We start from the raw sequence: 21,307 nt of genomic DNA, 5'->3' as shown, positions 1-21,307 counted from the left end.
GCCCCTCAATACGGATCGACGGCGTCGCGCAGGCCGTCGCCCAGCGCGTTGAAGGCAAAGACGGTGACGAGCACGAAACCGACCGGCGACAGTATCCAGGGATAAGTGCCGATGACGGAGTAGGTCGCGGTGTCCTGCAGCATCAGCCCCCACGAGATCAGCGGCGGCTTCACCGCGAAGCCGAGGAAGCCAAGGAAGGATTCGAGCAGCACCACCGTCGGGATCGCCAGCGTCACCGCGACGATGACATGGCTCATCACGTTTGGGAAAATGTGCTGCAGGATGATGCGCCGGTCGGTGGCACCGACCGCCATGGCGGCGCGCACATATTCGATGCGCGCCAGCGCCAGCGTCTTGCCGCGCACCTCTCGCGACATCTGCGCCCAGCCCAACGCCGACATGACGATGATGACGAAGGCGAGGAAGACGTTGGTAGGGGCGGTGACCGGGATCAGCGTCGTCAGCGCCAGGTAGAGCGGCAGTTGCGGGAAGGCGAGCACCAGTTCGACGAAGCGCTGCATCCAGACATCGAACTTGCCGCCGAAATAGCCGGAAACCATGCCGACGGTGGTGCCGATGACGGTGATGATGAAGACGACCGTCAGTGCGATCATCAGCGACACGCGCGAGCCGTGGATGGCGCGCGACAGCACGTCGCGTCCGAACTTGTCGGTGCCGAGGAAATGCACCGGTTGCCCGTCCGTCGAGGCGAAGAAATGCCGGTCTGCCGGGATCAGCCCGAAGAGCTTGTAGGGTGCGCCTTCGACGAAGAAGCCGAGCAGCCTCGGATGATCGTAGTCGGGGCCGACGATCGGCTGGAAGGTGACCGGATCGAGGTCGGCCGAGTCGGCCAGCGCATAGACCCTCGGCCGCGCCACAAAATTGCCGTCCCTGTCGTGGAACGAAGGCAGCTGCGGCGGGGCGAAACCGACATCGGTCGCCTTCGGATCCATCGGCGCCAGGAATTCGGCGAACACGGCCATCACCAGCAGCAGTACGACGAGCCAAAGTCCGGCCATGCCGGTCCAGGAGCGCTTCAGCCGGCGCCAGACAAGCGCCATGTAGCTCTCATTGCCGCGTGCCGGTTTGGTGATGATGGGCCCTTCGGCCGGCAGCGGTGGGGGTGACGGATCGCGCGCCAGCATCTAGCCCTCCCCGAATTGACGGATGCGCGGATCGAGCAGGACGAGCAGGATGTCGGCGATGATGTTGCCGACGATCAGCGTCGCCGACAGCACCATCATGAAGGTGGCGGTGACATAGACATCGCCGACCGCCATCGAGCCGACGATCGCCGGGCCGACGGTCGGCAATGCAAAGATGATCGCCGTCTCGATCTCGCCGGTGAGCATGTAGGGCAGCACCACGCCCTGATACATGACGAGCGGATGCAGCGCATTGGGTACGGCGTGGCGCATGACGACGGCGCTGCCGGTCAGGCCCTTGGCTCTCGCCGTCTCGACATATTGCGCGTTGAGCGTATCGAGCAGATTGCCGCGCATGACGCGCATATTGTAGGCGAGCCCGCCGAAGGTGGCGATCGCCACCACCGGCCAGACATGCTTGACCAGGTCGACGAACTTGGCCCACGACCACGGCGCGCCGCCATATTGCGGCGAGAAGAATGAGCCGATCTCCGACACGTTGAACTGGAAGACCAGGAGATAGACGATGATCAGCGCCATCAGGAAGCGCGGCACCGTCATGCCGAGGAAGGAAATCGCCGACAGCGTCGAGTCGATCCAGGTGTATTGCCGGGTCGCCGCCCATATGCCGAACGTGATGCCAAGCACCGAGGCGAGCAGATGGCAGACCAGCGCCAGGATGAGCGTGCGCGGCAGGCGCTCGCCCACGACGTCGGCCACCGGCTTGTTGTAGTAGAGGCTGTAGCCGAAATCGCCGCGGGTGACGATGCCGCCGATCCAGTTGAGATACTGGACGGGCAACGGCTTGTCGAGGCCATGCTCGACGCGGTAGGCCTGGGCCTGCGCGTCGGCTTCGGCGAAGGAAGCTCCGCCCTGGTTGATCAGCTGCGAGCGGATATAGTCGGCATAGTCGCCCGGCGGCGCCTGGATGATGGCGAAGGTGACGAGGCTCAAAATGGCAAGGACCGGTATTGCCGACGCTATGCGCATGAGCAGGAATCGCAACATGGACGGTCCGCTTCCTCATCTCGCCGGACGCGCCGCTTGGGGCGTTCGGGGGTTGGTTTGTCCCGGCCGCGCCATCAGCGCGGCCGGGTGTTGCTCAGTCAGGGGAGGTAAACCTACATTGGGCCCTTGTCTCCAGGCTTGCCGGGAAGCTCCTCAGGGAACAGTTCGTATTTCGCCTGTTTGTCGGCCGCGACGAAGACCCGTTCGCGGACAATCGAATCCTCGGCCCAGTTGAACATGTAGATCGGCGTGCCCTGCGGAATGTTCGAAAAGCGCTTGTTGACGATCAGCGCGCCCGGATATTCCGTCAGGCCAACATTGTAGACATGCTCCGTCGAGATCTTCTGGAACTTCTTCATGAGATCGGCGCGCTGATCGTTGTCCTGCGTCGTGACGAACTTGTTGACGATATCGACAAGGTCCTTCTCAAATGGCATCAGATCGACCTCGCCGCTTTCCGGCGCGCGATGGTTCCAGCTGGTTTTCGGGCCGACCGGCGCAAGCTGCTCGGTGTTCTGCACGACGGAGGTCAGCTCGGTTTCGTTGCGCCTGATCAGCCAGTCGAAACGGCCGGAGTAATTGGCGGCATCGCGCTGCGTGCCGTTGAGCCCGTTGAGCACCACCCTGAGCCCGAGCTTCTCCATCTGCCCGACAACGCCTTCGGCGAGGCTCTTGTCGGTGCCGTAGTCGTTGTTGACCAGCATCACGATCTCGACATTCTTGCCGCCGGCGGTGCCGGCCGGGAAGTTCACGAAACCATCGCCGTCCGTATCCTTGAGGCCGGCCTTGGCAAGTTCGGCCTTGGCGCCCTTGAGGTCGAAGGGATAGTAGACGGTGGACTTGCGGTCATAGAAGCTGGTGCCAGACGAGAAGCCGCCGGGATAGATGGCGGTGAACGGCCCCTTGACCAGGGAGTCACCAAGCGCCTTGCGGTCGAGCGCCATGGTGACGGCCTTGCGGAAATCCTCGTTGCGGTTCAGCTCGCGGATGGCCTGGCCGCGCTCGTCCGGGTTGCCCCAGCCATTGGCGGAAAAGTTCAGGCGCAGATTGTAGCCGATGAGCCGCGGGCCGAAGGCCAGGCGTGCCGGCGCGTTCGCCTCCGCCGCGCGCTTCAGCGAGGCGACGAAGTTTTCCGGCTGCTCCAGGTTGGAGAAATCGCCCGAGCCGGCGACCGCCTGGACGTCGCGGTCAGCCCAGGTCGACAGCTTGTATTGCAGTTCGTTGAGATAGGGCAGCTGGTTGCCCTTCTCGTCGACCTTCCAGTAGTAGGGGTTACGGCGCATGACGATGATGTCGTCCGGCCGGTATTCGACCGGCACCCAGGCGCCCATCACAGGCATGTTCATATATTCCGGCGGGAAGGCGTTCTTGAACTGGTCGTAGGTGTTCTTCGAATATTTCGGATGCTGCGGCTTCAATATGTGTGAAGGCCCGGGGCAGAAGGTGCCGTAGGCCATGGCGTAGAGGTACTGTTTCGGGAAGGCATCCTTGAAGGTCCACTCGACGGTGTAGTCGTCGATCTTCTTCAGCGTCGTGCCGACACCAAAGGTTTCCTGCGTCGCGCCATTAAGCGGCGAGACGTTCGGGTCGATGACCTCGTCGTCCCAGTAGAACATGACGTCGTCGGCGTTGAAGGGCACGCCATCGGACCATTTCGCGCCCTCGACCAAATGCATGACCAGCTTGTGGCCATCGCTCGACCAATCCCAGCTTTTGGCGAGGTTCGGCAGCGGTTCGGTGTCCTTGGCCTCGACCTGGAACAGCGGCGCGGTGCGCGTCAGACACTCGGAAAGCCCGATATCGATGCCGCCCCAACCCTGCGTCTGGCCGGCGCCATAGTTCCAGCCTTCCGGCCGCCCGCCGATGACATGGCGCATCGTATCGCCATAGACGCCAACGCCGTTAGGCATGTTGGCCGTCTTGAACACCAGCGGCTCCTTGGGCAGCCTGTCCTTGACCGGCGGCAGCTTGCCGGCCTTGACGTATTTTTCCGTGACCCAGTCCGGCTCGTGATATTCCGGCAAAGCCTTGAACTCCAGGATGGAGTCGCGCGCCACGAACTTGATCTTGCCCTCGGCCGGAAAGGTCGCCGGCGTCGGCGAGATCGTCGGTTCGGAAGCGAAAGCGTTAAGCGCCGGAACGGAGGCGCTCAGCGCCAGTCCGGCGGCAATGCCAATGCTGCGTAGGTTCTTCATTATCTCCTCCCTCGTGTTCAAACTTTTTCTGCTGCTTGTCTTCTGCCTTAGCGGCTGACTGCGGCGGACCTGCCTCCCATGGATCCGCAGCAGCTCCCGGGTTTTCAGCCAGTCTGCTTCAGCGCCGCCTTTTCGGCGCGCAACTCCTCGATCGAGCGCACGTTGCGCCGCGCGGCACCGGCCCATTCGCGGGTCTTGACCGCGGATTTCGACAGCCGTTCTTTCGCCGCCGGAACCGCGTGCGCATATTGCGGCAGCCAGGCCGCCTGGGCGACGACCATTTCGTCGACCATCTGCCAGACTTCCTCCGGCGTCGACACAGCGCCGACCAGCGGGTCATGCAGCACGGCGAGCTTCAGCAGGTCGATGTCGCCTGATATCGCGGCATGCACCGACATGCGCTGGACATTGATCGAGGCCATGCAGGTGGCCGCGCAGGCTTCCGTCAGGGTGATGCCAGCGACCATGTTGATGCCGAAACGATCGACGAAGCCGGGCGACTCGATGATGGCGTCCCGCGGCAGGTTGGTGATCACGCCGTCGTTCTTGACGTTGAAATGGCCGCGATAGACGCGGTTGGTCTCCAGCGCTTCCAATATGTGGCTGGCATGCTCGTTGGAACGCTTGGCCGGATCGATCGGCTTCGACGCGGCTTCGAGGAATTGCGGATATTCGGTCTCGAACCAGTTACGGGTTTCGGTGGAATAGCGGAGATAGCCGCCGGTCTCGCCGTGGATCCAATCGGACATGTCGATCCAGCGCGTGATCTCGTCGGGACGCTTGCGGTACCAGGGCAGATATTCGGAAAGATGGCCGTTGCTTTCGGTGGAATAGACGCCGAAGCGCTTCAGCACGTCGATGCGCAGCTTTTCCTGCTGGGAATAGACCGGATGCGCCTCGAAGGCGGCAACCAGTTCGTCCTTGCCGATCTTGCGGCCGTTCAGCCGCAAATCGATGAACCAGGTCTGGTGATTGATGCCGGAACAGACATAGTCGAGTTCGTGCCTGGACTTCGCGCCCAGCACCTCGGCGATCTGCTCAGCGCCGTGCTGGACACCATGGCAGAGCCCTACCGTATCGACCTTGCCGTACTCGATCGCCGCCCAGGTGTTCATGGCCATCGGATTGGCATAGTTGAGGAACTTGGCGTTGGTGTCGGCGACCTCGCGGATATCCCTGCAGAAATCGAGGATCACCGGGATGTTGCGCTGGCCATAGAGGATGCCGCCGGCGCAGATCGTGTCGCCGACGCACTGGTCGATGCCATATTTCAGCGGGATCCTGATGTCGTCGGCATAGGCCTCCAAGCCGCCGACCCGCACGCAGCTTATGATATAGCGCGCGCCTTCGAGCGCCTTGCGGCGATCCGTCGTCGCCGTCACCCTGGTCGGTAATCCGTTCGCCTCGACGATCCTGTCGAGGATCGCCTTGATCATCCCGAGATTGTGCTCGCTGAGATCGGTCAGCGCGAATTCTATGTCCTTGAATTCGGGCACGCACAGGATGTCGGTGAACAGCTTCTTGGTGAAACCGACGCTGCCGGCGCCGATAATAGCGATTTTGAAACTCATCACCTTCACCTCGATCCGATCGAATGCTAGGCAAGGAGCAACAAGGGAGGATATGGCGACATGCCAAGGCATGCGCGCCAATCAAGCCGGAATCCGGCTTTTCTCCTCCCGCCCGCTCCTTGACCGCGGGTTCTTCGCGTTCTTCGAGGCGGGATTATGCGCATATTGGCGAGCGCGGCCAGAGAAGGATTATGCTTTCAAGGGTAATTTTGTGCTGCAAGATTTGATCGCCAACGGACAATCGATGCGTACGATCTCGCTGCCGCGCGGCCGCCAGCGCCTGCATGCCATGCCGACAAGCACCGGCTATGAAGTGCGCGAGGGCGAGATCTACGACTGGGACGGGCGCAAACGCGGCCAGACGCCATTCACCGTCCTCCAGCACACGATCAGCGGAACCGGCAGGCTGCGCTACGAAAACCGCAACTACCGCCTGCAGGAGAACGACACGCTGCTGGTGCTAGTGCCGCACAACCATCGCTACTGGCTGGCCAGGGACGAACGCTGGGAATATTTCTGGATTTCGATGAATGGCGAGGAGGCGCTGCGCATCCACAAATCGATCCTGAGCGTCTCCGGTCCGGTGTTCCGGCTGCAGCCGACGACGATCGACCACCTTGCCGATTGCAGCCTGCGCCTCATCAACGGGGCGGCGTCACCGGGTGCCGCTTCGGCAATAGCCTACGAGGCCGCGATGGCGCTCTATGACGATGTCTTCGGCTCCCATGCCTTTGCCGAGAAACAGAGCGCCATGCAGCCCGTCATCGACCATATCAACGCCCATCTCGACAGACCGCTGCCGGTGGCCGACCTGGTCCAGATCAGTGGCCTCAGCCGGGCTCATTTCTCGCGCTGCTTTGCCGAGAGCGAAGGCTTGCCGCCCGCCGAGTTCGTGCTGCAGCAGCGCCTGCAAAGGGCGGCGAAGCTTTTGACCAAGGCGGACTTCCTGCCGGTGAAGGAAGTCGCCATCCTGTGCGGCTTCGAGGACGCGAATTATTTTTCGAAGGTCTTCCGCCGCCTCTACGGCACGACACCCAGCCAGTTCCGCACCACTGGCATGTATGCCAGCTTGCGGACCCCGGCCAGGGGCGGCATCAGGGTGTCGGACGAGACCTGACGCCGGGGATGCTTAGAGCAGTTCCCCGTTTAATGGAAACGGCAAACCGCTCTAACTCTTTGTTTTGACGCAATTCCGGACGGAAAACCGTTTCACACTTTTCCTGGAATTGCTCTAGGCAGCCCGGAGACTGCTGCCATCCAGCCACTCGAGTTCGGCCGGCGAAAGCGCGATGTTCAGCGCCTGCAGGCTGTCGTCGAGTTCGCCCAGCGTACGCGGCCCGATCAACGGAACCGACGGGAAAGGCTGATTGAGCACATAGGCCAGAGCAATATGGATCGGGCTCTTGCCCAGTCTGGCGGCGAGCTCGATCGCCCGGTCACGGCGGCCGAAATTGCGCTCCGAATACCAGACCCGCACCAGTTCCTCATTGTCACGCCTGTCGCGCCCGGCGCGGTCGGTGAAGAAGCCGCGCCCCTGGCTCGACCAGGCGAAATTCGGCATTTGCCTAGATGTCAGCCAGGCTTTCCACTCATCGGTCGAAGAGGTGACACAACCCGCCCAGATCGGCTCCAGCATCTCGGCCAGCGAGAAATTGTTGGAGAGCGCGCCAGGCTTCTGCTTGCCGGTACGCTGCGCATAGGCAATCGCCTCGTCCATGCGCTGCATCGTCCAGTTCGAGCCGCCGAACGGACCGCGAATGCGGCCGGCCTTCACCTCACGATCCATGGCATCGACGAACTCGCCGACAGGCACGTCCGGATTGTCGCGGTGCATGAAATAGATATCGACATGGTCGGTCTGCAGGCGGTCGAGCGACTGGGCCAGCTGCTTGCCGATAACGTCGGGATAGCAGAGCGGCGAATGCGCGCCCTTGGCGATGACCACCGACTGCTCGCGCACGCCCCGGTTCTTCAGCCACTGGCCAAGCAGCGTCTCGGTGTAGCCGGCGCCGTAGACATAGCCGGTGTCGAAGAGATTGCCGCCGGCCTCGAAAAACGCGTCGAGCAGGATCGAACCCGAGGAGAAGGTCCGGAAGTCCTCGAAGCCGAGCGCCACTATAGATGCCGGCTTCGCCAGGCCCGGAATGGCGCGCCTGCCGATCGCGGTGCCGCCGGACCGCAGCGGCCGGCCGGAGATGGTGTTGGTGCGCAGCGGCGCCTTTTCGATCTCATACTCCAGCCCGACGGCGGCGCGCCATCTGTCGAGGACGCGCAAGGTGCCGAGACTGTCGGCCCAGTCCATGCCCGGCGAGGCGAACTCCTGCCGCCCGGCAAGGATGGCCTCGCCGGCACCGTCCACCTCGAAGGAATAGACATGGCGCTTTTCGTTGACAGTCACGGTCTCGCGCGACCCGTCCGCGCCGATTACGTCGATGTGGCCGAGCCCAACATCGCGGTTGCCGCCGGCGAACCAGAAATCCGGCACTTCGATGCGGCCTTTGGTGCCGAAAATCCTGAGCACATTGTCCTGGTTGAGCGAGATGCTGCAGGAGACCTCGGCGACGATGCCACCCGGAAAATGCAGCAGCGCCGAGGCCCACTCGTCGACGCCGGACTGGCCAAGATGAGCCGCGCCAACCACCTTGTCCGGCTCAGCAAAGAGAAGGCCTGCCGCCGCCCCGGCAATCAGCCGGACCATCGAGACGGGATAGCCGCCGACATCGAGAATGCCGCCGCCGGCCAGATCATTGGCGTAGAGCCGGTGCTCCGGCATGAAGCCCGGCATGGCGAAACCGAAGCTCGACTTGATCATCCTGACCTCGCCGATGACGCCTGACTTGATCAACTCCACCAGCTTCAGCGTCTGCGGATGCAGCCGGTACATGAAGGCTTCGCCGAGAAAGGTGCCGGCCTTGCGTGCCGCGTGGATCATGGCGTCGGCCTCGAAGGCGGTCAGCGCCAGCGGCTTTTCGCACAGCACATGCTTGCCCGCTTCCGCCGCCCGGATCGCCCATTGCGCGTGGCCGGGATGCGGGACGGAAATGTAAACCGCATCGACGTCTGGATCGGCGAGCAGGGCATCGTAGCCGTCGACGATGCGGGCGCCGGGGAAACTCTCGGCGAGGCCCGGCTTGGCGGGATTACGTGCGCCGATGGCGACCAGTCTTCCGGTGCGCGAAGCGGCCACGCCTCCAGCAAAGGCCTGGGCGATGCTGCCCGGGCCGAGAATGCCCCAGCGAATGGGCGTGGTTGCGGTCATTGTCATTCTCCTTGAAGGCTGGAAGGGGCGGACGGTCAGCGCAGCCGCAGCCCTTTGTCGTCGAACAGGTAGGATTTGCGGATGGAAGCGGTGATTTCGGGCGTTTCGGGTACCTTGGCCGCGTCGCGCTGGATCACCACGTCTTCGCCATGGACCGTCCGGGCATAGAGAAAGCTCGTGCCGCCCAGGTGCTCGATCACGTCGATGCCGACAACGAGGTCGGCGTCGCCTTCTCCGGCATCGCCGAAATGTTCCGGCCGCACGCCGACAATGACCTTGCTGCCGACCTCGGGTGCGGTGCCAGTCAGCGGTTGCGTGATACGGGTCTTCTCCTGGCCTGCCAGCTCAACCAACACACCACGCGCGTCGCGCCCGACGATCCGGCCCTTGATGAAGTTCATCTTCGGCGAACCGACAAACCCCGCCACGAACAAATTGTCGGGATTTTCGTAGAGTTCGAGCGGCGGGCCGATCTGCTCGATATGGCCGGCGCGCAGCACGACGATCCGGTCCGCCAGCGTCATCGCCTCGGTCTGGTCGTGCGTGACATAGACCATGGTGGTGCCGAGTTCCTTGTGCAGGCGCGAGATCTCGACCCGCATCTGGACGCGAAGCTCGGCGTCGAGATTGGAGAGCGGTTCGTCGAACAGGAACACTTGCGGCTCGCGCACGATGGCGCGGCCGATGGCGACGCGCTGGCGCTGGCCGCCGGAGAGTTTCTTCGGACGCCGGTCCATCAGTTCGCTGATGCGCAGGATTTCGGCCGCGCGCTTCACCCGCCGGTCGGTGTCGGCCTTGGGATTGCCGGTCATGCGCAGGCCGAAAGAAAGATTCTGCTCGACGCTCATATGCGGATAGAGCGCGTAGGACTGGAACACCATGGCAATGCCGCGGTCGGCCGGCTCGACATCGTTGACCACCTTGCCGCCGATGGCGATCTCGCCGCCGCTGATGTCCTCGAGCCCGGCAATCATCCTGAGCAGGGTGGACTTGCCGCAGCCGGACGGGCCGACGAAGACGACGAACTCGCCATCCTTGATGTCGATGTTGGCGCCGTGGACGACCTCGAAGGCGCCGAAGCGCTTGGCGACATTGTTGAGCGTGACCGGTGCCATGCTGCCCCTTACTTGACTGCGCCGGCGGCAATGCCGGCGATGAAATGGCGCTGCAGGAGCACGAAGACGATCAGCATCGGCACGGTGAGCATCACGGCACCCGCCATGATGCCGCCCCACGACACTTTGGTCAGGCCGATCAGCGTGCCGAGCGCCACGGGCGCGGTCATCGAACCGGGCTGGCTGTTGATCAAAAGCGGCCAGAGGTAATTGTTCCAGGAGGCGAGGAACAGGATGATGGCGAGCGCGGCCAGCATCGGCCGCGCCAGCGGCAGCGCGACGAACAGGAAAATGCGCCACTCCTTCACGCCTTCGACGCGCGCGGCGTCGAACAAATCGTCCGGCATCATGGAAAAACTCTGGCGCATGAACAAGACGCCGAGCGAATTGAACAGCGGCGGCACGATGAGCGCCACCCAGGTGTTGGCGAGTTGGAAGTCGCGCGCCACCATGATGAATTGCGGGATCAGCACCACCGCATAGGGCAGCGTGATGGTGCCGAGGATAATGGCGACGACCACGCCCTTGCCGAAGAACTTGTAGCGCGCCAGCGCCCAGCCGGCCATCGACGTCAACAGCACCGACAGGACAGTGTAGGTCACCGCCACCGAGACGGAGATGAGAATAGCGCCGACGAAGTCGGTGTCGCGCTGCAGGTTGTGGAAATTGTCGAGGAAATTGCCGTGCGGCAGGAGCTCGATACCGGGGCTGAAGATGCCGTTGTCGGGCATGGTCGAGAACACCACCATCATCCACAACGGAAACAGCCAGATCAGCGCCAGCGGCGTGAGGAAAAGATGCAGTGCGATGCTGCGTCTCAGGCGAGCGGAGGAGAGCGAACTCATTGCTTTTCCCTCGTCAGCCACAGCTGCACCAGCGTGATGGCGATCGCCAGCGCCGCCATGGTGTAGGCGACGGCCGAGGCGTAGCCGAAATTGAGCGAGCGGAAACCCTGGCGGTAGAGCAGCAGGCCAAGCGTCTCGGTGCCGCCACCCGGTCCGCCGCGCTCGGTGATCAGGAACGGCTCGGTGAAGAGCTGCATGGTGCCGATGATCGACAGCACAGTGCAGAATACGATGACCGGCTTCAACAGCGGCACGGTTATGTAGAAGAACTGCTTGAGCTTGCTGACACGGTCGAGCGTCGCCGCCTCGTAGACGTCCTCGGGAATGGATTGCATGCCCGCCAGGAGGATGATGGCGTTGTACCCGGCCCAGCGCCAGGTGACCGCGATCATGATCAGCGCCATGGCCGGCGTGACATTGGAGAACCAGTCGATCTTGGGCAGCCCGATGCTGTTCAGGAGCTTGTTGACGATGCCGAAATCGAGGCTGAACATCAGCCGGAACACCGCCGAATAGGCGACCTCGCCGACGACGACCGGAGCAAAGAAGGCGAAGCGGTAAAGTCCCCTCGCCTTCAGGAGCGGCGAATTCAAAAGCACCGCCATCACCATCGCCAGCGCGATCATCACCGGCACCTGGATGACGAGGATGAGCAGCGTGTTCTTCAGCGCGTTGAAGAAGGCCGGATCGCCAATCAGCCGGCCCCAGTTGAAGCCAGGCGCGAACCGCCAGGGCACGGTGCGGGTCGCCTGGAACGAGATCATGAAAGAAGAGATGATCGGCCACACCCAGAAGACGGAGAAGATCAGGAGATAGGGGGCGAGGAAACGATAGGCGGTGGCGTTGCGGTTGCGCATCTTTTTCCTCCTTCTTCTGTCGAGGTTTCTAGCTGTGGCTCGCAACCAGCGGGCACCGGTCCGCGGGAACATGCAACATGTCACACGTCCCGCGATGAGGCCGCGGTCGGGTCCGGGTGGCACATGCCTGCCCGGACCCCGTCTGGGAGGTTATGATTTGACCGGCAGTCCGGTCGCCGCCGCGATCTGGCTGGCGGCATCGTCGAGCGCAGCCTTGGCGTCGGCATAGCCGCCGGCGAGGTATTTGGTCTGCACCGCGCGAACGATGATCTCGGCGTCGCTCTGGAACTGCGTGCCACGGCTGGGGACGACCTTGGGCAAGGTGCCCAGAATATCCTTCCATACCGCCTGGCCACCCCAATAGGGCAGGCCCTGCGAGACGTAGGGGTCATTCAGCGCCGACACCAGCGAGGGCACGAGGCCGAACTCCTTCAGCATCGTGATCTGGCCTTCATTGGTTCCAAGCGTGTATTTCAGGTACTCGTAGGCCGCCTCCTTGTTCTTCGAGGCCGAGGTGATGGCCAGCGACGACCCGCCGAGATTGGCCGCGCGCGGGCCGTCGGCGGTGAGGCTCGGCATCAGATAGACGCCCCATTTGCCGTTCTCCCCGGCCGATTCGGTGCGGATGGTGCCTTCATACCAGCCGCCATAGACCTGGGTGGCGACGGTGCCCGCCGTGTTGTTGGTGATCTTGGTGCCCCAGTCGGCGGACGACACGATGCCGGCGTCCTTCATCTCCTTGAGCTTGGTCATGGCGTCGACGCATTTGGGCTGGTTGACCGTGATCGACTGGCCGTCCTCGGAGAAATAGGCGCAGCCCTGTTCGTTGGAAATCATGCGGAAGAATTCGCTATCTCCGTTGAAATCGGCATTGGTCATCGAGACGCCCGGATTGGCGGCCTGGATCTTCTTGCCGGCAGCGATGAAATCGTCCCAGGTCTTGATCGAGGCCGGATCGACACCCGCCTTCTCGTAGAAGTCGCGGCGATAGAAGGCCGCTACCGGGCCGGAATCCCAGGGCATCGCATAGGCCTTGTCGCCGACCTCGAGCTCGGTGCGTTTAAAGTCGGGGAATTTCTTCTGGTCTTCCGCCGTATAGCCCAGCGTGTGCAGGTCGACGAAGCAATCGGGGAACTGGCTCCAGTAATTCTCGGCCTCGCCGTTCTCGATGGTGACGATGTCGGGCAGGCCGACGCCGCCGGCAGCACATCCGGCGATCGACTTGTCGTAGGTCGGCTGGTTGCCGAGATCCTGGACCGTGACCTTGATGTCGGGATGCAGCTTGTTGAAGCCGGCAATCGTTGACTTCAGCGACGAAGCCGCGATGTTCCAGCTCCAGATCGTGATTTCGCCGGATTGCGCGAAGGCCGGGGCTGAGCCCAGGGCAAGCGCGAGCGCGGCGCAGGACAGTGTGATGCGCATTGAAATCCTCCCATTTCATTTGCTCTCTCTGCGAGCCGGGCTAGACTATGCGGCGCGGACGGATTGTCCCCGACAAAGGGAATACGGAATTGGCGGAAAGTAAGATGCCGGAACGGCCGTTTTACCAGCCGGGCGCCAGCAGTGTGGAAGGCCTGCCGCTGCTGCTGCAGATGTTTCACACCGCGCCCCTGGTGATGCTCAAGCCGCATTGGCATGCCCAGGTCGAGGTGAATTTCATCGTCCGCGGCAGCGTGCACTACCGCATGAACGAGCACGAGATTTCGCTTTCGGCCGGCGAGATGTGCCTGTTCTGGGGTGGCCTGCCGCACCAGATGGACGATCTGAGCGACGACGCTATCTATGCCGGCGCGCATCTGCCGCTGGTGCATTTCTTCCGGCTACACCTGCCGGCGGACATTCGCCACCGGCTGATGACGGGTGCTACCCTGGTGACCGGCGCCACCGATCAATCCGACAACGACAATTTCGACCGCTGGAACCGCTATGCCCGCTCGGGCGACCCGGCCAAGGCCGAGCATGCCGTCAACGAGCTTTTGCTGCGGCTGGAACGGGTACGGTTCGAGCCTTACCGGCTGGTGCCCGGAACGGCGGCCGGGCAGGAAGCCGGCAGCCCCTTCGACCAGCAGTCGTCGCGCAATGTCGGGCGCATGTGCGATTTCATCGCCGAGAATTTCCTCTATGACATCGATTGCGTGAACATAGCGGCCGCCGCCGACATCCATCCCAAATACGCCATGAGCCTGTTCAAGAAATCGACCGGCATGACGCTCAACGAATATGTCAACCTTTTGCGGCTGAGCTACGCGCAGGCGCTTTTGATGCATCAGGACGCCAATGTGCTGCGCGTCGCCATGGACTCAGGCTTCGGCTCGCTCAGCGCCTTCAACAAATCCTTCCGCAAGCTGGCCGGCATGACCCCCTCCGACTTCCGCAAAGGCCTGGCCGGCGCCAGATAGCGCGACGGCCGGTTGAGGCTTGGCCAGCGATGCGAACACCTTGCCCGCATCTCGGCATTGTCGCGTCTCGATTGCCGGCTAAAAAGCAGGTCCCGCTATCGGCAATCCGCTATGGTGGCGTGGGGCAAGGACTACGAGGGCGGAAACAGCACGGGCCGGGCGCTATTCCGGGATGAAAGCAGCATGGAAAGGCACCCGTCGCACGGCATCTCATTTCCTGTCTGAAATCGCCACCTAGGCGCTGGACAGGCCGAATTCCCGTGCTATAACCCACGCGCTTTCAAGGGGCGCCCACGGGCGCCTTCATGAAATCCGGACAACGCAATTTGGTTGCCGGAACAGGCCCAGATAGCTCAGTTGGTAGAGCAGCGGACTGAAAATCCGCGTGTCGGTGGTTCGAATCCGCCTCTGGGCACCATTTTTCTTGTCATCCCAACAAGATCGAGAAGATAAGCCAAATCAGCATGTTGCGCTCGCCTCACTGTGTTACAAAGGTGTGCAACTATGCTCTATCGGGTGGTCCGTCCCGTGAAGCGAACAGGTTCCTCCAAGCAGCAATTTGTTCAGCGCATCCCCGCTGACCTGCGAGATCGCATGGTCGGCATGAAGCTGGCTGTTCCGATCGGCGAAGAGACGGCGTTCGTCACCATCACACCGAAGACCGAAAGCATTCGCTTCTCGTTGAAGACCGGCGACCCCAGCACGGTGAAGAGCCGGCAGGCGGACGCAGCGGCATATCTGGAGCAAATCTTCCGATCCCTGCGGGAGGACAGGCCGGTCGCACTCACGCATCGTCAAGCCGTGGCCCTTTCTGGCGAGCTCTACCGTGCGTGGGCGAGCGATTACGATCACCGCAGTACCATCTCCTTCGTGCAGAATGCGGACGGCACTGTCGAGCGCGACGACAGCTTGGACCTTGACCTTTTGGAGGCGGGCTATGCGTCCATCGTCAAGAAGCTCGGCGGTCCCGTGTCGCCTGCGATGCTAGGCCCAGAACGTGTCCCACGCGTAGAGGTCATAGATATATTCCCGGCCGTCCATCACCTTGCCGTTCTTGATGTCAAAGACGATGCAACAGAGCACATCTAGGCGTTTGCCGTTCCGCTCCCCGGTATCGCGATGGACGGCGACCGCCGATCCGTCGTCACTCTCCGTTACTTGCAAAAGGTTGGATTTGAAGGTCCCTTGAGTTTCGCTCCCCAACCGGCCGAAGTGGCCAAAAATTGGTGCGTGGCCCTTGTAGTCTCCGGCGAACGAACTCTTCCCCGGACTATGCCAAGTGCAGGACTCGTCGATCATTTGCGTGAGCGTGTCCACATCTCCTGCGTTGAACGCCGCATAACCGCGCCGTACGAGCTCGGAGTTCTGATTTCTTGGCGTCACGTCTGCCATAACTTCCTCCCGTTGCTGATCCCGACCCTATTTGTTCGCGTGAGCGCTGAAGGGGCGTCGGCCCAACTCATATCAGCAACATACACCCGCCGCGGTGCACGTGCACCAGATGCCTTCGAGGAGGGTCAGCTACAAGTCGAACTCAGTCGTTCAGAGTGATTCGGTTTGACCCTAGCCCTCCTCCGGCGCAGTCATCAATGACCAGCTATGCACCCAGCCCCGCCCGTAACGGGGCGGTTCGATATGCGCATAAAAGTCAGTCAATCGCCTCGCAGCAATGAGCGTCACCAATCGGCCAGCAATCTTTTGATCGACCCAAATGGAACAGCGAACGACGGGCTTCACAGAATTAATCATTCCTGGCTTGAAGCCGGCGTCTTGCAAAGAGCCCTCAAGCTCAGAGACCGAGATAGCGATCGGTGAGGTTCCTTTCAGTGGCGTCTCAAGCGAACCTGAAAGTTCAATGTATGTTCCGATATGTCTCGGATACTTTAGCGAACCGTCGCCGCTGCTCCCGATCTGAACCTCTTGGGTGGTGATCTTTGCCACGACGAAGAGGAGTTCTTCTAGCTTGGGCCGTTTGAGCATTTGGTGATTCCAGTCGGCTCGTGCTTGCGTATCCGAAGTAGTCTCGGTCACCCCCTAGGCAAGACTGTGTCACAGGCCTGTGCAACAAAGGATGGACATGACGCAAAAAAAGGCATAAGAATCAATGGTTAACGAGGGCGCGAGCGCAATCCGCCTCTGGGCACCATTTTTCCGAATAGGTTCATCCCCAGACGACCCCCGTCATTTTGACAGGCCGGCACCATGCGACCCGCCGTGCGAAACGACTTTGCTGTTACCGACGCACATCCGAATTCAATTTGCTTGGCGACCCCTCAACCGTAGGGCAAACTTCCCCATGGGGCTGCAGGAGGTGAGATGAGAGCACGTGCAGCGACGCTCGGGGATCTCGAGGATGTCTTTCATGGCCTGTCCAAGCGAATGTCGGACGAGTACGCGGCGGCCGGCAAGGACAGCAAGATCGCCTACGACAATCTGATGATGAATTTGAAGGAAGGCCGCGCGCACGCGCTGGTCGAGGGCGACAAGGCCGTGGCGATCATCGCCTGGCATGAGAACAGCGATGCCGCCGATACGCTGTTTGCGGCGCAGGAGGACTTCTTCCGGGCCTCAACCGTCCGCTTCTGTAGGCGGCATATCCGGCATATCCAGGCGCTCGCCGGCAACCTTCCCATCCATTCGCGCAGCTGGCTCAAGGGACCTGACGTCGCCAGATGGTTCGGCGTCATCGGCTATGTCGAGCGCGGCCAGGAGAACGGCGCCAATTTGTTCGAACTGCCGCCGGCTCGCGCCAGCTGAGGAACGCTGGCTTGGTGTTCCTCCTTGCGGCAATGCCGCCTGCACCTCGCCATCGCCCGCGCAAATTCGTAGACGCGGGTCACCGTCTCCAGGCGCTGTTACTTGGTGGCTTGTGAAATGCACACTCGGCCGCCTTATGGACTGCCTTCAGCAAGCGGCTTGCGCAGGGCGCCGATTGGCGGGATGTTACTGGAGGGCAACCGGGGGCAAACCGGCACGCCGAGATCGATATGGCTGCTGGAAAATGTCGCGAGCTTGCTTCGCCTTTCTTGCCTTTGTTGCCTTGCTGACGCCGGTCGCGGCAAGCGAGCGTATGTCTCATCTGCTTGACCGCTCCAACCTGGCGATCGCCTATTTTCGCGAATCGGACCTTGTGACCGCATACACGACTGCAATGGCGCGCTTGCGTCTGCAGCTCGCAGGGCGTGCCGGCGAAACCAATCTTGCGGTCGCTCTCGAACCATTGCATTTGCGGGCGGAATTCCGTGCGCGGACATGGCGCTCGGCGGACGGCAGCTTGTTGCAGGGCTTCGCCGGCAAGGGCGGCTTCCGGTTGACTATCGGCAACTGCCTGGCGCGTCTCTGCGCTGCCAGCGAATGCAGCGATGCCGGTTGGCCGGTTTACGCCTGCAGCGACGGACGCAAGCGCAAGATGTCCGTCACGGATTTTGTGACGGCGAGCTTCGATGGCGTCCCCTATCGTCGATTGAGCGCCTCCCCTTCACAGGAATGATGGCGCGACGCGCCAACCGTCTTGCCGAGCATGCGTTCAGCAAAGGGCGGTTTCCCTTCCCCTCACCGCAAACGCCGCCTGCACTGCCCGATTGACCGTTACCAGCAGGATCGACATGTGGTTCTCGCCGGCATGGATGAAGACCCGCCAGGGATCGCCCCCGCCCTTGGAAACAAGATCGTGGGTGGTCGTGTCGGCGATCAAAGCGGGCGATGCCTTCGGGGCGGTCATGGCACTCTCCGGGGACAAAATCAGCGGCGGCGCAAGAGCCACATCAGCACCGGGCCGCCGATCAGCGTGGCGACGATGCCGGCCGGAATCTGGCGCGGGAAGATGGCGGTGCGGCCGATCCAGTCGGCGCAGACCATGATCAGCGCGCCGGCAAGCACCGCGCCGATCGCCTGCGGCAGCGCGCGCGACAGGCCGAGGCGGCGGGCAAGGTGCGGCGCCATCAGCCCGATGAAGGTCAGCGGCCCGACGACGAGGGTCGAGGCGGCGGTGAGTGCGGCGACCATCAAAAGCACCAGGTGCCGTGTCGCCCCGAGGTTGACGCCAAGGCTTTGTACCGCGGCGGAGCCCAGCGGCAGCATGTCCAGCCAGCGCATGAGGAGCGGTGCTGCCAGGAACAGGCAAAAGGCTGTCGCCGAGGTCAAAAGCGCCGAGCCCGCGTCGACGCCATAGGTCGAGCCGGTGAGCCAGTTGAGCAAAAGCATGGCGCGCGGATCGCCTGTCGCGGTGAGCACCAGGATCAGCGCGTCGAACAGCGCCGTCAGGGCGACACCGGCAAGCAGCAACCGCTCCGGCGCGTAGGCGGCACGACGACCGATCGCCAATGTCACCAGCAGGGCGGCGAAGGCGCCGATGGTGGCGGCCGCGGTCTGCGCCGGACGCCCGGCATCGGAGAACGTGAACAGCGCCATCATCATGCCGAGCGCGGCGCCGGCGCTGATGCCGAGCACTTCGGGGCTGGCCATCGGATTGCCGGTCAGGCGCTGCATTATCAGCCCACCCAGCGCGAGCATGGCGCCGGCGGCAAGGGCCGCGCACACTCTGGGCAGCCGCCAGGACAGCAAGGGCTGCAGTTGGTCGCCGGACGCGAATGTCCAGCCATGCGGTCCCGGCCCGTAAAGCAAGGCCAGCGCGAGCAGCAGAAGCAGGAGACCGCCGATCGCCGCCAGCACGAGGCCGGGACGACGGGCGCGCGGCAGACGCTGCGAACCGAGCGCAAGCGTTTCGGCGCCAAGGGCGAGGCGCGGCAGCAGCCAGAGCAGCAGCGGCGCGCCGAGAAGCCCTGTCAACGCGCCGGTCGGCAGCAGGTCGCCTTGCGGCCCGGTCGCGACCTGCACGCCTTGATCGGCGGCCCACAGCAGGGCGCCGCCGATCAGCGGCGCCATCACCAGCTGCTGGCCGAGCCGGCGGGCGCCACCGATGCGAGCCAGGGTCGCGGCGGCGAGGCCGACGAAACCGATGACGCCGACGGCGGCGACGACAAAAGCGACCAAGGCGACCGCAGCCGCCAGTCCGGCAAAGCGGTAGGCGCCGAGCGGGACGCCGAGGCTGCGCGCGCCTTCGTCGTCGAGGCCGAGCAAGGTCAGCGGCCGCACCATCAAGCCGATCGCCAGCGCGGCAGCGCCGAGGCGCGGCAGGAGCCACAGCGTCGTCGTCCACTCCTGCTGGCCGAGCGAACCGGCGCCCCAGATGAACAGGCTGGCCAGCCATTCATGCCGCAGCACCACCAGGGCCGCACCAATGGCACCGGCGTAGAGGCTGACGACAAGCCCGGCCAGCACGACCGCAAGCGGCGACAGGCCCTTGTGCCAGGAAAGCGCGAAGACCGCGGCAAGGGCCGTGAAGGCGCCGGCAAGCGCCACCCATTCGCGACCGAAGGGAAGCAGCGACGGCGCAAGTAGCGTCGCCAGCGCCAGCGCCAGATAGGCGCCGGCCGAAACGCCCACGGTTTCGGGCGAGGCGAGCGGATTGCGCAGAACCTGCTGCAGCACCGTTCCGGCCAGCCCGAGGGCCGCGCCACAGAGAAGGCTGACAGCAAGCCGGGGCAAAAACGCGTAATGGACGAGCACCTGCCGCATGTCGTCGATGTCGGGGCTTGCGAGCGCATCGAGCCAGAGTGCCGGCGGCAATTGCACGATCATGTTGGAGAAGGTCGCGGCGCCGGCCGCGCCAAGCAGCACGGCACAAAGCAGGATCGCGCCTATGGGGTATTTGCCTGATATGCCAGACGACGACGCATGAGCGGGGGCGAGGCTGGCGTCGTCGGACAAGATTGCCTCCCGCTCAGCCACCGGCGGGCTCCGCCATCAGCGCCTCGGCCAGCAGCCGGGCGAAACGGCTCGCCGAAGGCAGTGTGCCGAACATCAGTACCGGGGCAAGGCGCATGATCGAGCGGTTGCGCACGAACGGCATGGCGTTCCAGACCGGGCTGTCCGTCAGCGTGCCGCCCGCCCCTTCGGGCAGGGGTTCGAGATAGGCGAGGCGCGCGTCATCAGACGTTGCCAGCCCGTCGATGCCGACGGCTGCAAATCCCCAGTAATTGGTCTCGCCGGTCCAGGCGTTGCGGACGCCGATGCGGTCGAACACCGCCTGAAACAGGCTCTTTTCGCCATAGACGCGCACATTGCGCGGATCGAGGAAGTTGACGACGTAGATCGGCCGCGCCGAAAGTGGCGCCAGCCTCTGCCTGACATCAGAGAAATGCGCCTCTGTCGCCGCGATCAGCGCTTCGCCTTCGCTTTCCTTGCCGACGAGTGCCGCCAGTTGCCGGGTCGCCTCGATGGCGCGCTGATAAGGCTGGCCCTCCGGCGTGTAGATGCCGATCGTCGTCACCGGCGCCACGCGCTCGAGCAGCGGCTTGATGCCGTCGAGATAAGGAATGGAGAGGATGATGTCGGGGCGAAGCTGCTGCAGGAATTCGAGGTTGGGCTCCAGGATCGTGCCGATATCGGCAACCTGCGGCGGCAGTGGCGGCTCGACCACCCACTTCTCCCAAACCTCGCGGTCCGCGACGGCGACCGGCGTGATGCCGAGCATGAGCAAGGTCTCCGCCAGCCCATCATCGAGGCAGACGATGCGCAGCGGCTTCGCCTGCGCCCCCCATGGCACGGTTGCGGCCAAGGGTAGCCCGAACAGCGCAAGCGCGCCGCGCCGGGTCATCCGAGCACGCGATGGATTGGCCGTCCCTGCTGGGCTGATCTCCTGGTCTGTTTCCAATGTGGCATGCCTGTCCGCGGACTCTGGCCTCGAAAGGCCAATACGGCTTGACTATGAAACATGACTTTCATAGTCAACATTGAAGATAAATCCGGGGCTCAACAATTTGTCGGACCCATGCCGGGCGCTGCGACTCCCCGCCGCAGCCAAGCAGGGCGTGCCGCGCTGAATTGATCGGCGGCATCATCTTTTCACCGC

The 21,307-nt window shown here is 63.1% G+C and carries 19 protein-coding genes and 1 tRNA gene; 6 read left to right on the top strand and 14 right to left on the bottom strand.

Features of this window, described 5'->3' with window-relative positions; genetic code table 11:
- Positions 1 to 5 precede the first annotated feature (5 nt).
- The 4 genes from JT360_RS11150 to JT360_RS11135 form a co-directional block, all read right to left on the bottom strand.
- Complete coding sequence (locus JT360_RS11150; protein WP_214471647.1) at positions 6 to 1,145, bottom strand: ABC transporter permease; 1,140 nt, start codon at positions 1,143 to 1,145, stop codon at positions 6 to 8.
- Positions 1,146 to 2,153, bottom strand: a complete 1,008-nt coding sequence (locus tag JT360_RS11145; RefSeq protein ID WP_214471646.1) for an ABC transporter permease — start codon at positions 2,151 to 2,153, stop codon at positions 1,146 to 1,148. It abuts the gene before it with no gap.
- Positions 2,154 to 2,266: 113 nt separating this feature from the next.
- Positions 2,267 to 4,348, bottom strand: coding sequence for an ABC transporter substrate-binding protein (locus JT360_RS11140; RefSeq protein ID WP_214471645.1), 2,082 nt, complete (start codon positions 4,346 to 4,348; stop codon positions 2,267 to 2,269).
- A 104-nt stretch (positions 4,349 to 4,452) separates the two neighbouring features.
- Positions 4,453 to 5,919 (bottom strand): alpha-glucosidase/alpha-galactosidase, encoded by a 1,467-nt coding sequence (locus JT360_RS11135; RefSeq protein ID WP_214471644.1) that lies wholly within the window; start codon positions 5,917 to 5,919, stop codon positions 4,453 to 4,455.
- A gap of 244 nt (positions 5,920 to 6,163) precedes the next feature.
- On the opposite strand from JT360_RS11135, the gene JT360_RS11130 reads away from it, so the two are divergent.
- Complete coding sequence (locus JT360_RS11130) at positions 6,164 to 7,036, top strand: AraC family transcriptional regulator (protein WP_250888723.1); 873 nt, start codon at positions 6,164 to 6,166, stop codon at positions 7,034 to 7,036.
- Between the two features lie 114 nt (positions 7,037 to 7,150).
- Here the strand turns inward: JT360_RS11130 and JT360_RS11125 are convergent, their stop codons facing one another.
- The 5 genes from JT360_RS11125 to JT360_RS11105 form a co-directional block, all read right to left on the bottom strand.
- Positions 7,151 to 9,178 carry an aldo/keto reductase gene (locus JT360_RS11125; protein WP_214471640.1) on the bottom strand — a complete coding sequence of 676 codons (2,028 nt, stop codon included), beginning with the start codon at positions 9,176 to 9,178 and terminating at the stop codon, positions 7,151 to 7,153.
- A 35-nt stretch (positions 9,179 to 9,213) separates the two neighbouring features.
- Positions 9,214 to 10,293: an ABC transporter ATP-binding protein gene (locus tag JT360_RS11120; RefSeq protein WP_214471637.1), complete on the bottom strand. Its 1,080-nt coding sequence runs from the start codon at positions 10,291 to 10,293 to the stop codon at positions 9,214 to 9,216.
- Between the two features lie 8 nt (positions 10,294 to 10,301).
- A complete protein-coding gene (locus JT360_RS11115) occupies positions 10,302 to 11,138 on the bottom strand; it encodes a carbohydrate ABC transporter permease (RefSeq protein WP_214471636.1) in 837 nt (278 codons plus the stop codon).
- Positions 11,135 to 11,995: a carbohydrate ABC transporter permease gene (locus JT360_RS11110; RefSeq protein ID WP_214471635.1), complete on the bottom strand. Its 861-nt coding sequence runs from the start codon at positions 11,993 to 11,995 to the stop codon at positions 11,135 to 11,137. The genes JT360_RS11115 and JT360_RS11110 overlap by 4 nt, the downstream gene beginning before the upstream one ends.
- A 150-nt stretch (positions 11,996 to 12,145) precedes the next feature.
- On the bottom strand, positions 12,146 to 13,417 hold the full coding sequence (locus JT360_RS11105; RefSeq protein WP_214471634.1) for an ABC transporter substrate-binding protein: 1,272 nt from the start codon (positions 13,415 to 13,417) through the stop codon (positions 12,146 to 12,148).
- A 104-nt stretch (positions 13,418 to 13,521) separates the two neighbouring features.
- Between JT360_RS11105 and JT360_RS11100 the strand changes: the two genes are divergently transcribed.
- From JT360_RS11100 to JT360_RS11090, 3 genes are all read left to right on the top strand, one after another.
- Positions 13,522 to 14,394, top strand: coding sequence for a helix-turn-helix domain-containing protein (locus JT360_RS11100; RefSeq protein WP_214471633.1), 873 nt, complete (start codon positions 13,522 to 13,524; stop codon positions 14,392 to 14,394).
- 342 nt (positions 14,395 to 14,736) lie between these two features.
- Positions 14,737 to 14,812 (top strand) — tRNA-Phe (locus JT360_RS11095).
- Between the two features lie 86 nt (positions 14,813 to 14,898).
- Complete coding sequence (locus tag JT360_RS11090; RefSeq protein ID WP_214471632.1) at positions 14,899 to 15,483, top strand: DUF6538 domain-containing protein; 585 nt, start codon at positions 14,899 to 14,901, stop codon at positions 15,481 to 15,483.
- Here JT360_RS11090 and JT360_RS34055 read toward each other — a convergent pair.
- On the bottom strand, positions 15,379 to 15,693 hold the full coding sequence (locus JT360_RS34055; protein WP_352127126.1) for a nuclear transport factor 2 family protein: 315 nt from the start codon (positions 15,691 to 15,693) through the stop codon (positions 15,379 to 15,381). The genes JT360_RS11090 and JT360_RS34055 overlap by 105 nt on opposite strands.
- Positions 15,694 to 15,957: 264 nt before the next feature.
- Complete coding sequence (locus tag JT360_RS11080; RefSeq protein ID WP_214471629.1) at positions 15,958 to 16,374, bottom strand: hypothetical protein; 417 nt, start codon at positions 16,372 to 16,374, stop codon at positions 15,958 to 15,960.
- A gap of 336 nt (positions 16,375 to 16,710) precedes the next feature.
- Here JT360_RS11080 and JT360_RS11075 point away from each other — a divergent pair, with 336 nt between their 5' ends.
- On the top strand, positions 16,711 to 17,151 hold the full coding sequence (locus tag JT360_RS11075; protein WP_214471628.1) for a hypothetical protein: 441 nt from the start codon (positions 16,711 to 16,713) through the stop codon (positions 17,149 to 17,151).
- A 283-nt stretch (positions 17,152 to 17,434) separates the two neighbouring features.
- Positions 17,435 to 17,884 (top strand): hypothetical protein, encoded by a 450-nt coding sequence (locus tag JT360_RS11070; protein WP_250888722.1) that lies wholly within the window; start codon positions 17,435 to 17,437, stop codon positions 17,882 to 17,884.
- A gap of 36 nt (positions 17,885 to 17,920) precedes the next feature.
- Here JT360_RS11070 and JT360_RS33540 read toward each other — a convergent pair whose 3' ends face one another.
- The 3 genes from JT360_RS33540 to JT360_RS11055 are packed head-to-tail and all read right to left on the bottom strand — an operon-like array spanning position 17,921 to position 21,052.
- Positions 17,921 to 18,115 carry a hypothetical protein gene (locus tag JT360_RS33540; protein WP_250888721.1) on the bottom strand — a complete coding sequence of 65 codons (195 nt, stop codon included), beginning with the start codon at positions 18,113 to 18,115 and terminating at the stop codon, positions 17,921 to 17,923.
- Between the two features lie 20 nt (positions 18,116 to 18,135).
- The gene (gene fhuB / locus JT360_RS11060; protein WP_250888720.1) at positions 18,136 to 20,163 is read right to left on the bottom strand and encodes a Fe(3+)-hydroxamate ABC transporter permease FhuB; all 2,028 of its coding nucleotides are present in this window, start codon (positions 20,161 to 20,163) and stop codon (positions 18,136 to 18,138) included.
- A gap of 13 nt (positions 20,164 to 20,176) precedes the next feature.
- Positions 20,177 to 21,052 carry an ABC transporter substrate-binding protein gene (locus JT360_RS11055; protein ID WP_214471626.1) on the bottom strand — a complete coding sequence of 292 codons (876 nt, stop codon included), beginning with the start codon at positions 21,050 to 21,052 and terminating at the stop codon, positions 20,177 to 20,179.
- Positions 21,053 to 21,307: the final 255 nt, after the last annotated feature.

The sequence above is a fragment of the Mesorhizobium sp. dw_380 genome (assembly GCF_018588885.1).
Classification (GTDB): Bacteria; Pseudomonadota; Alphaproteobacteria; order Rhizobiales; family Rhizobiaceae; genus Mesorhizobium.
Note: the sequence above shows the minus strand (reverse complement) of the source record. Positions and strands in the feature narration are given on the sequence as shown.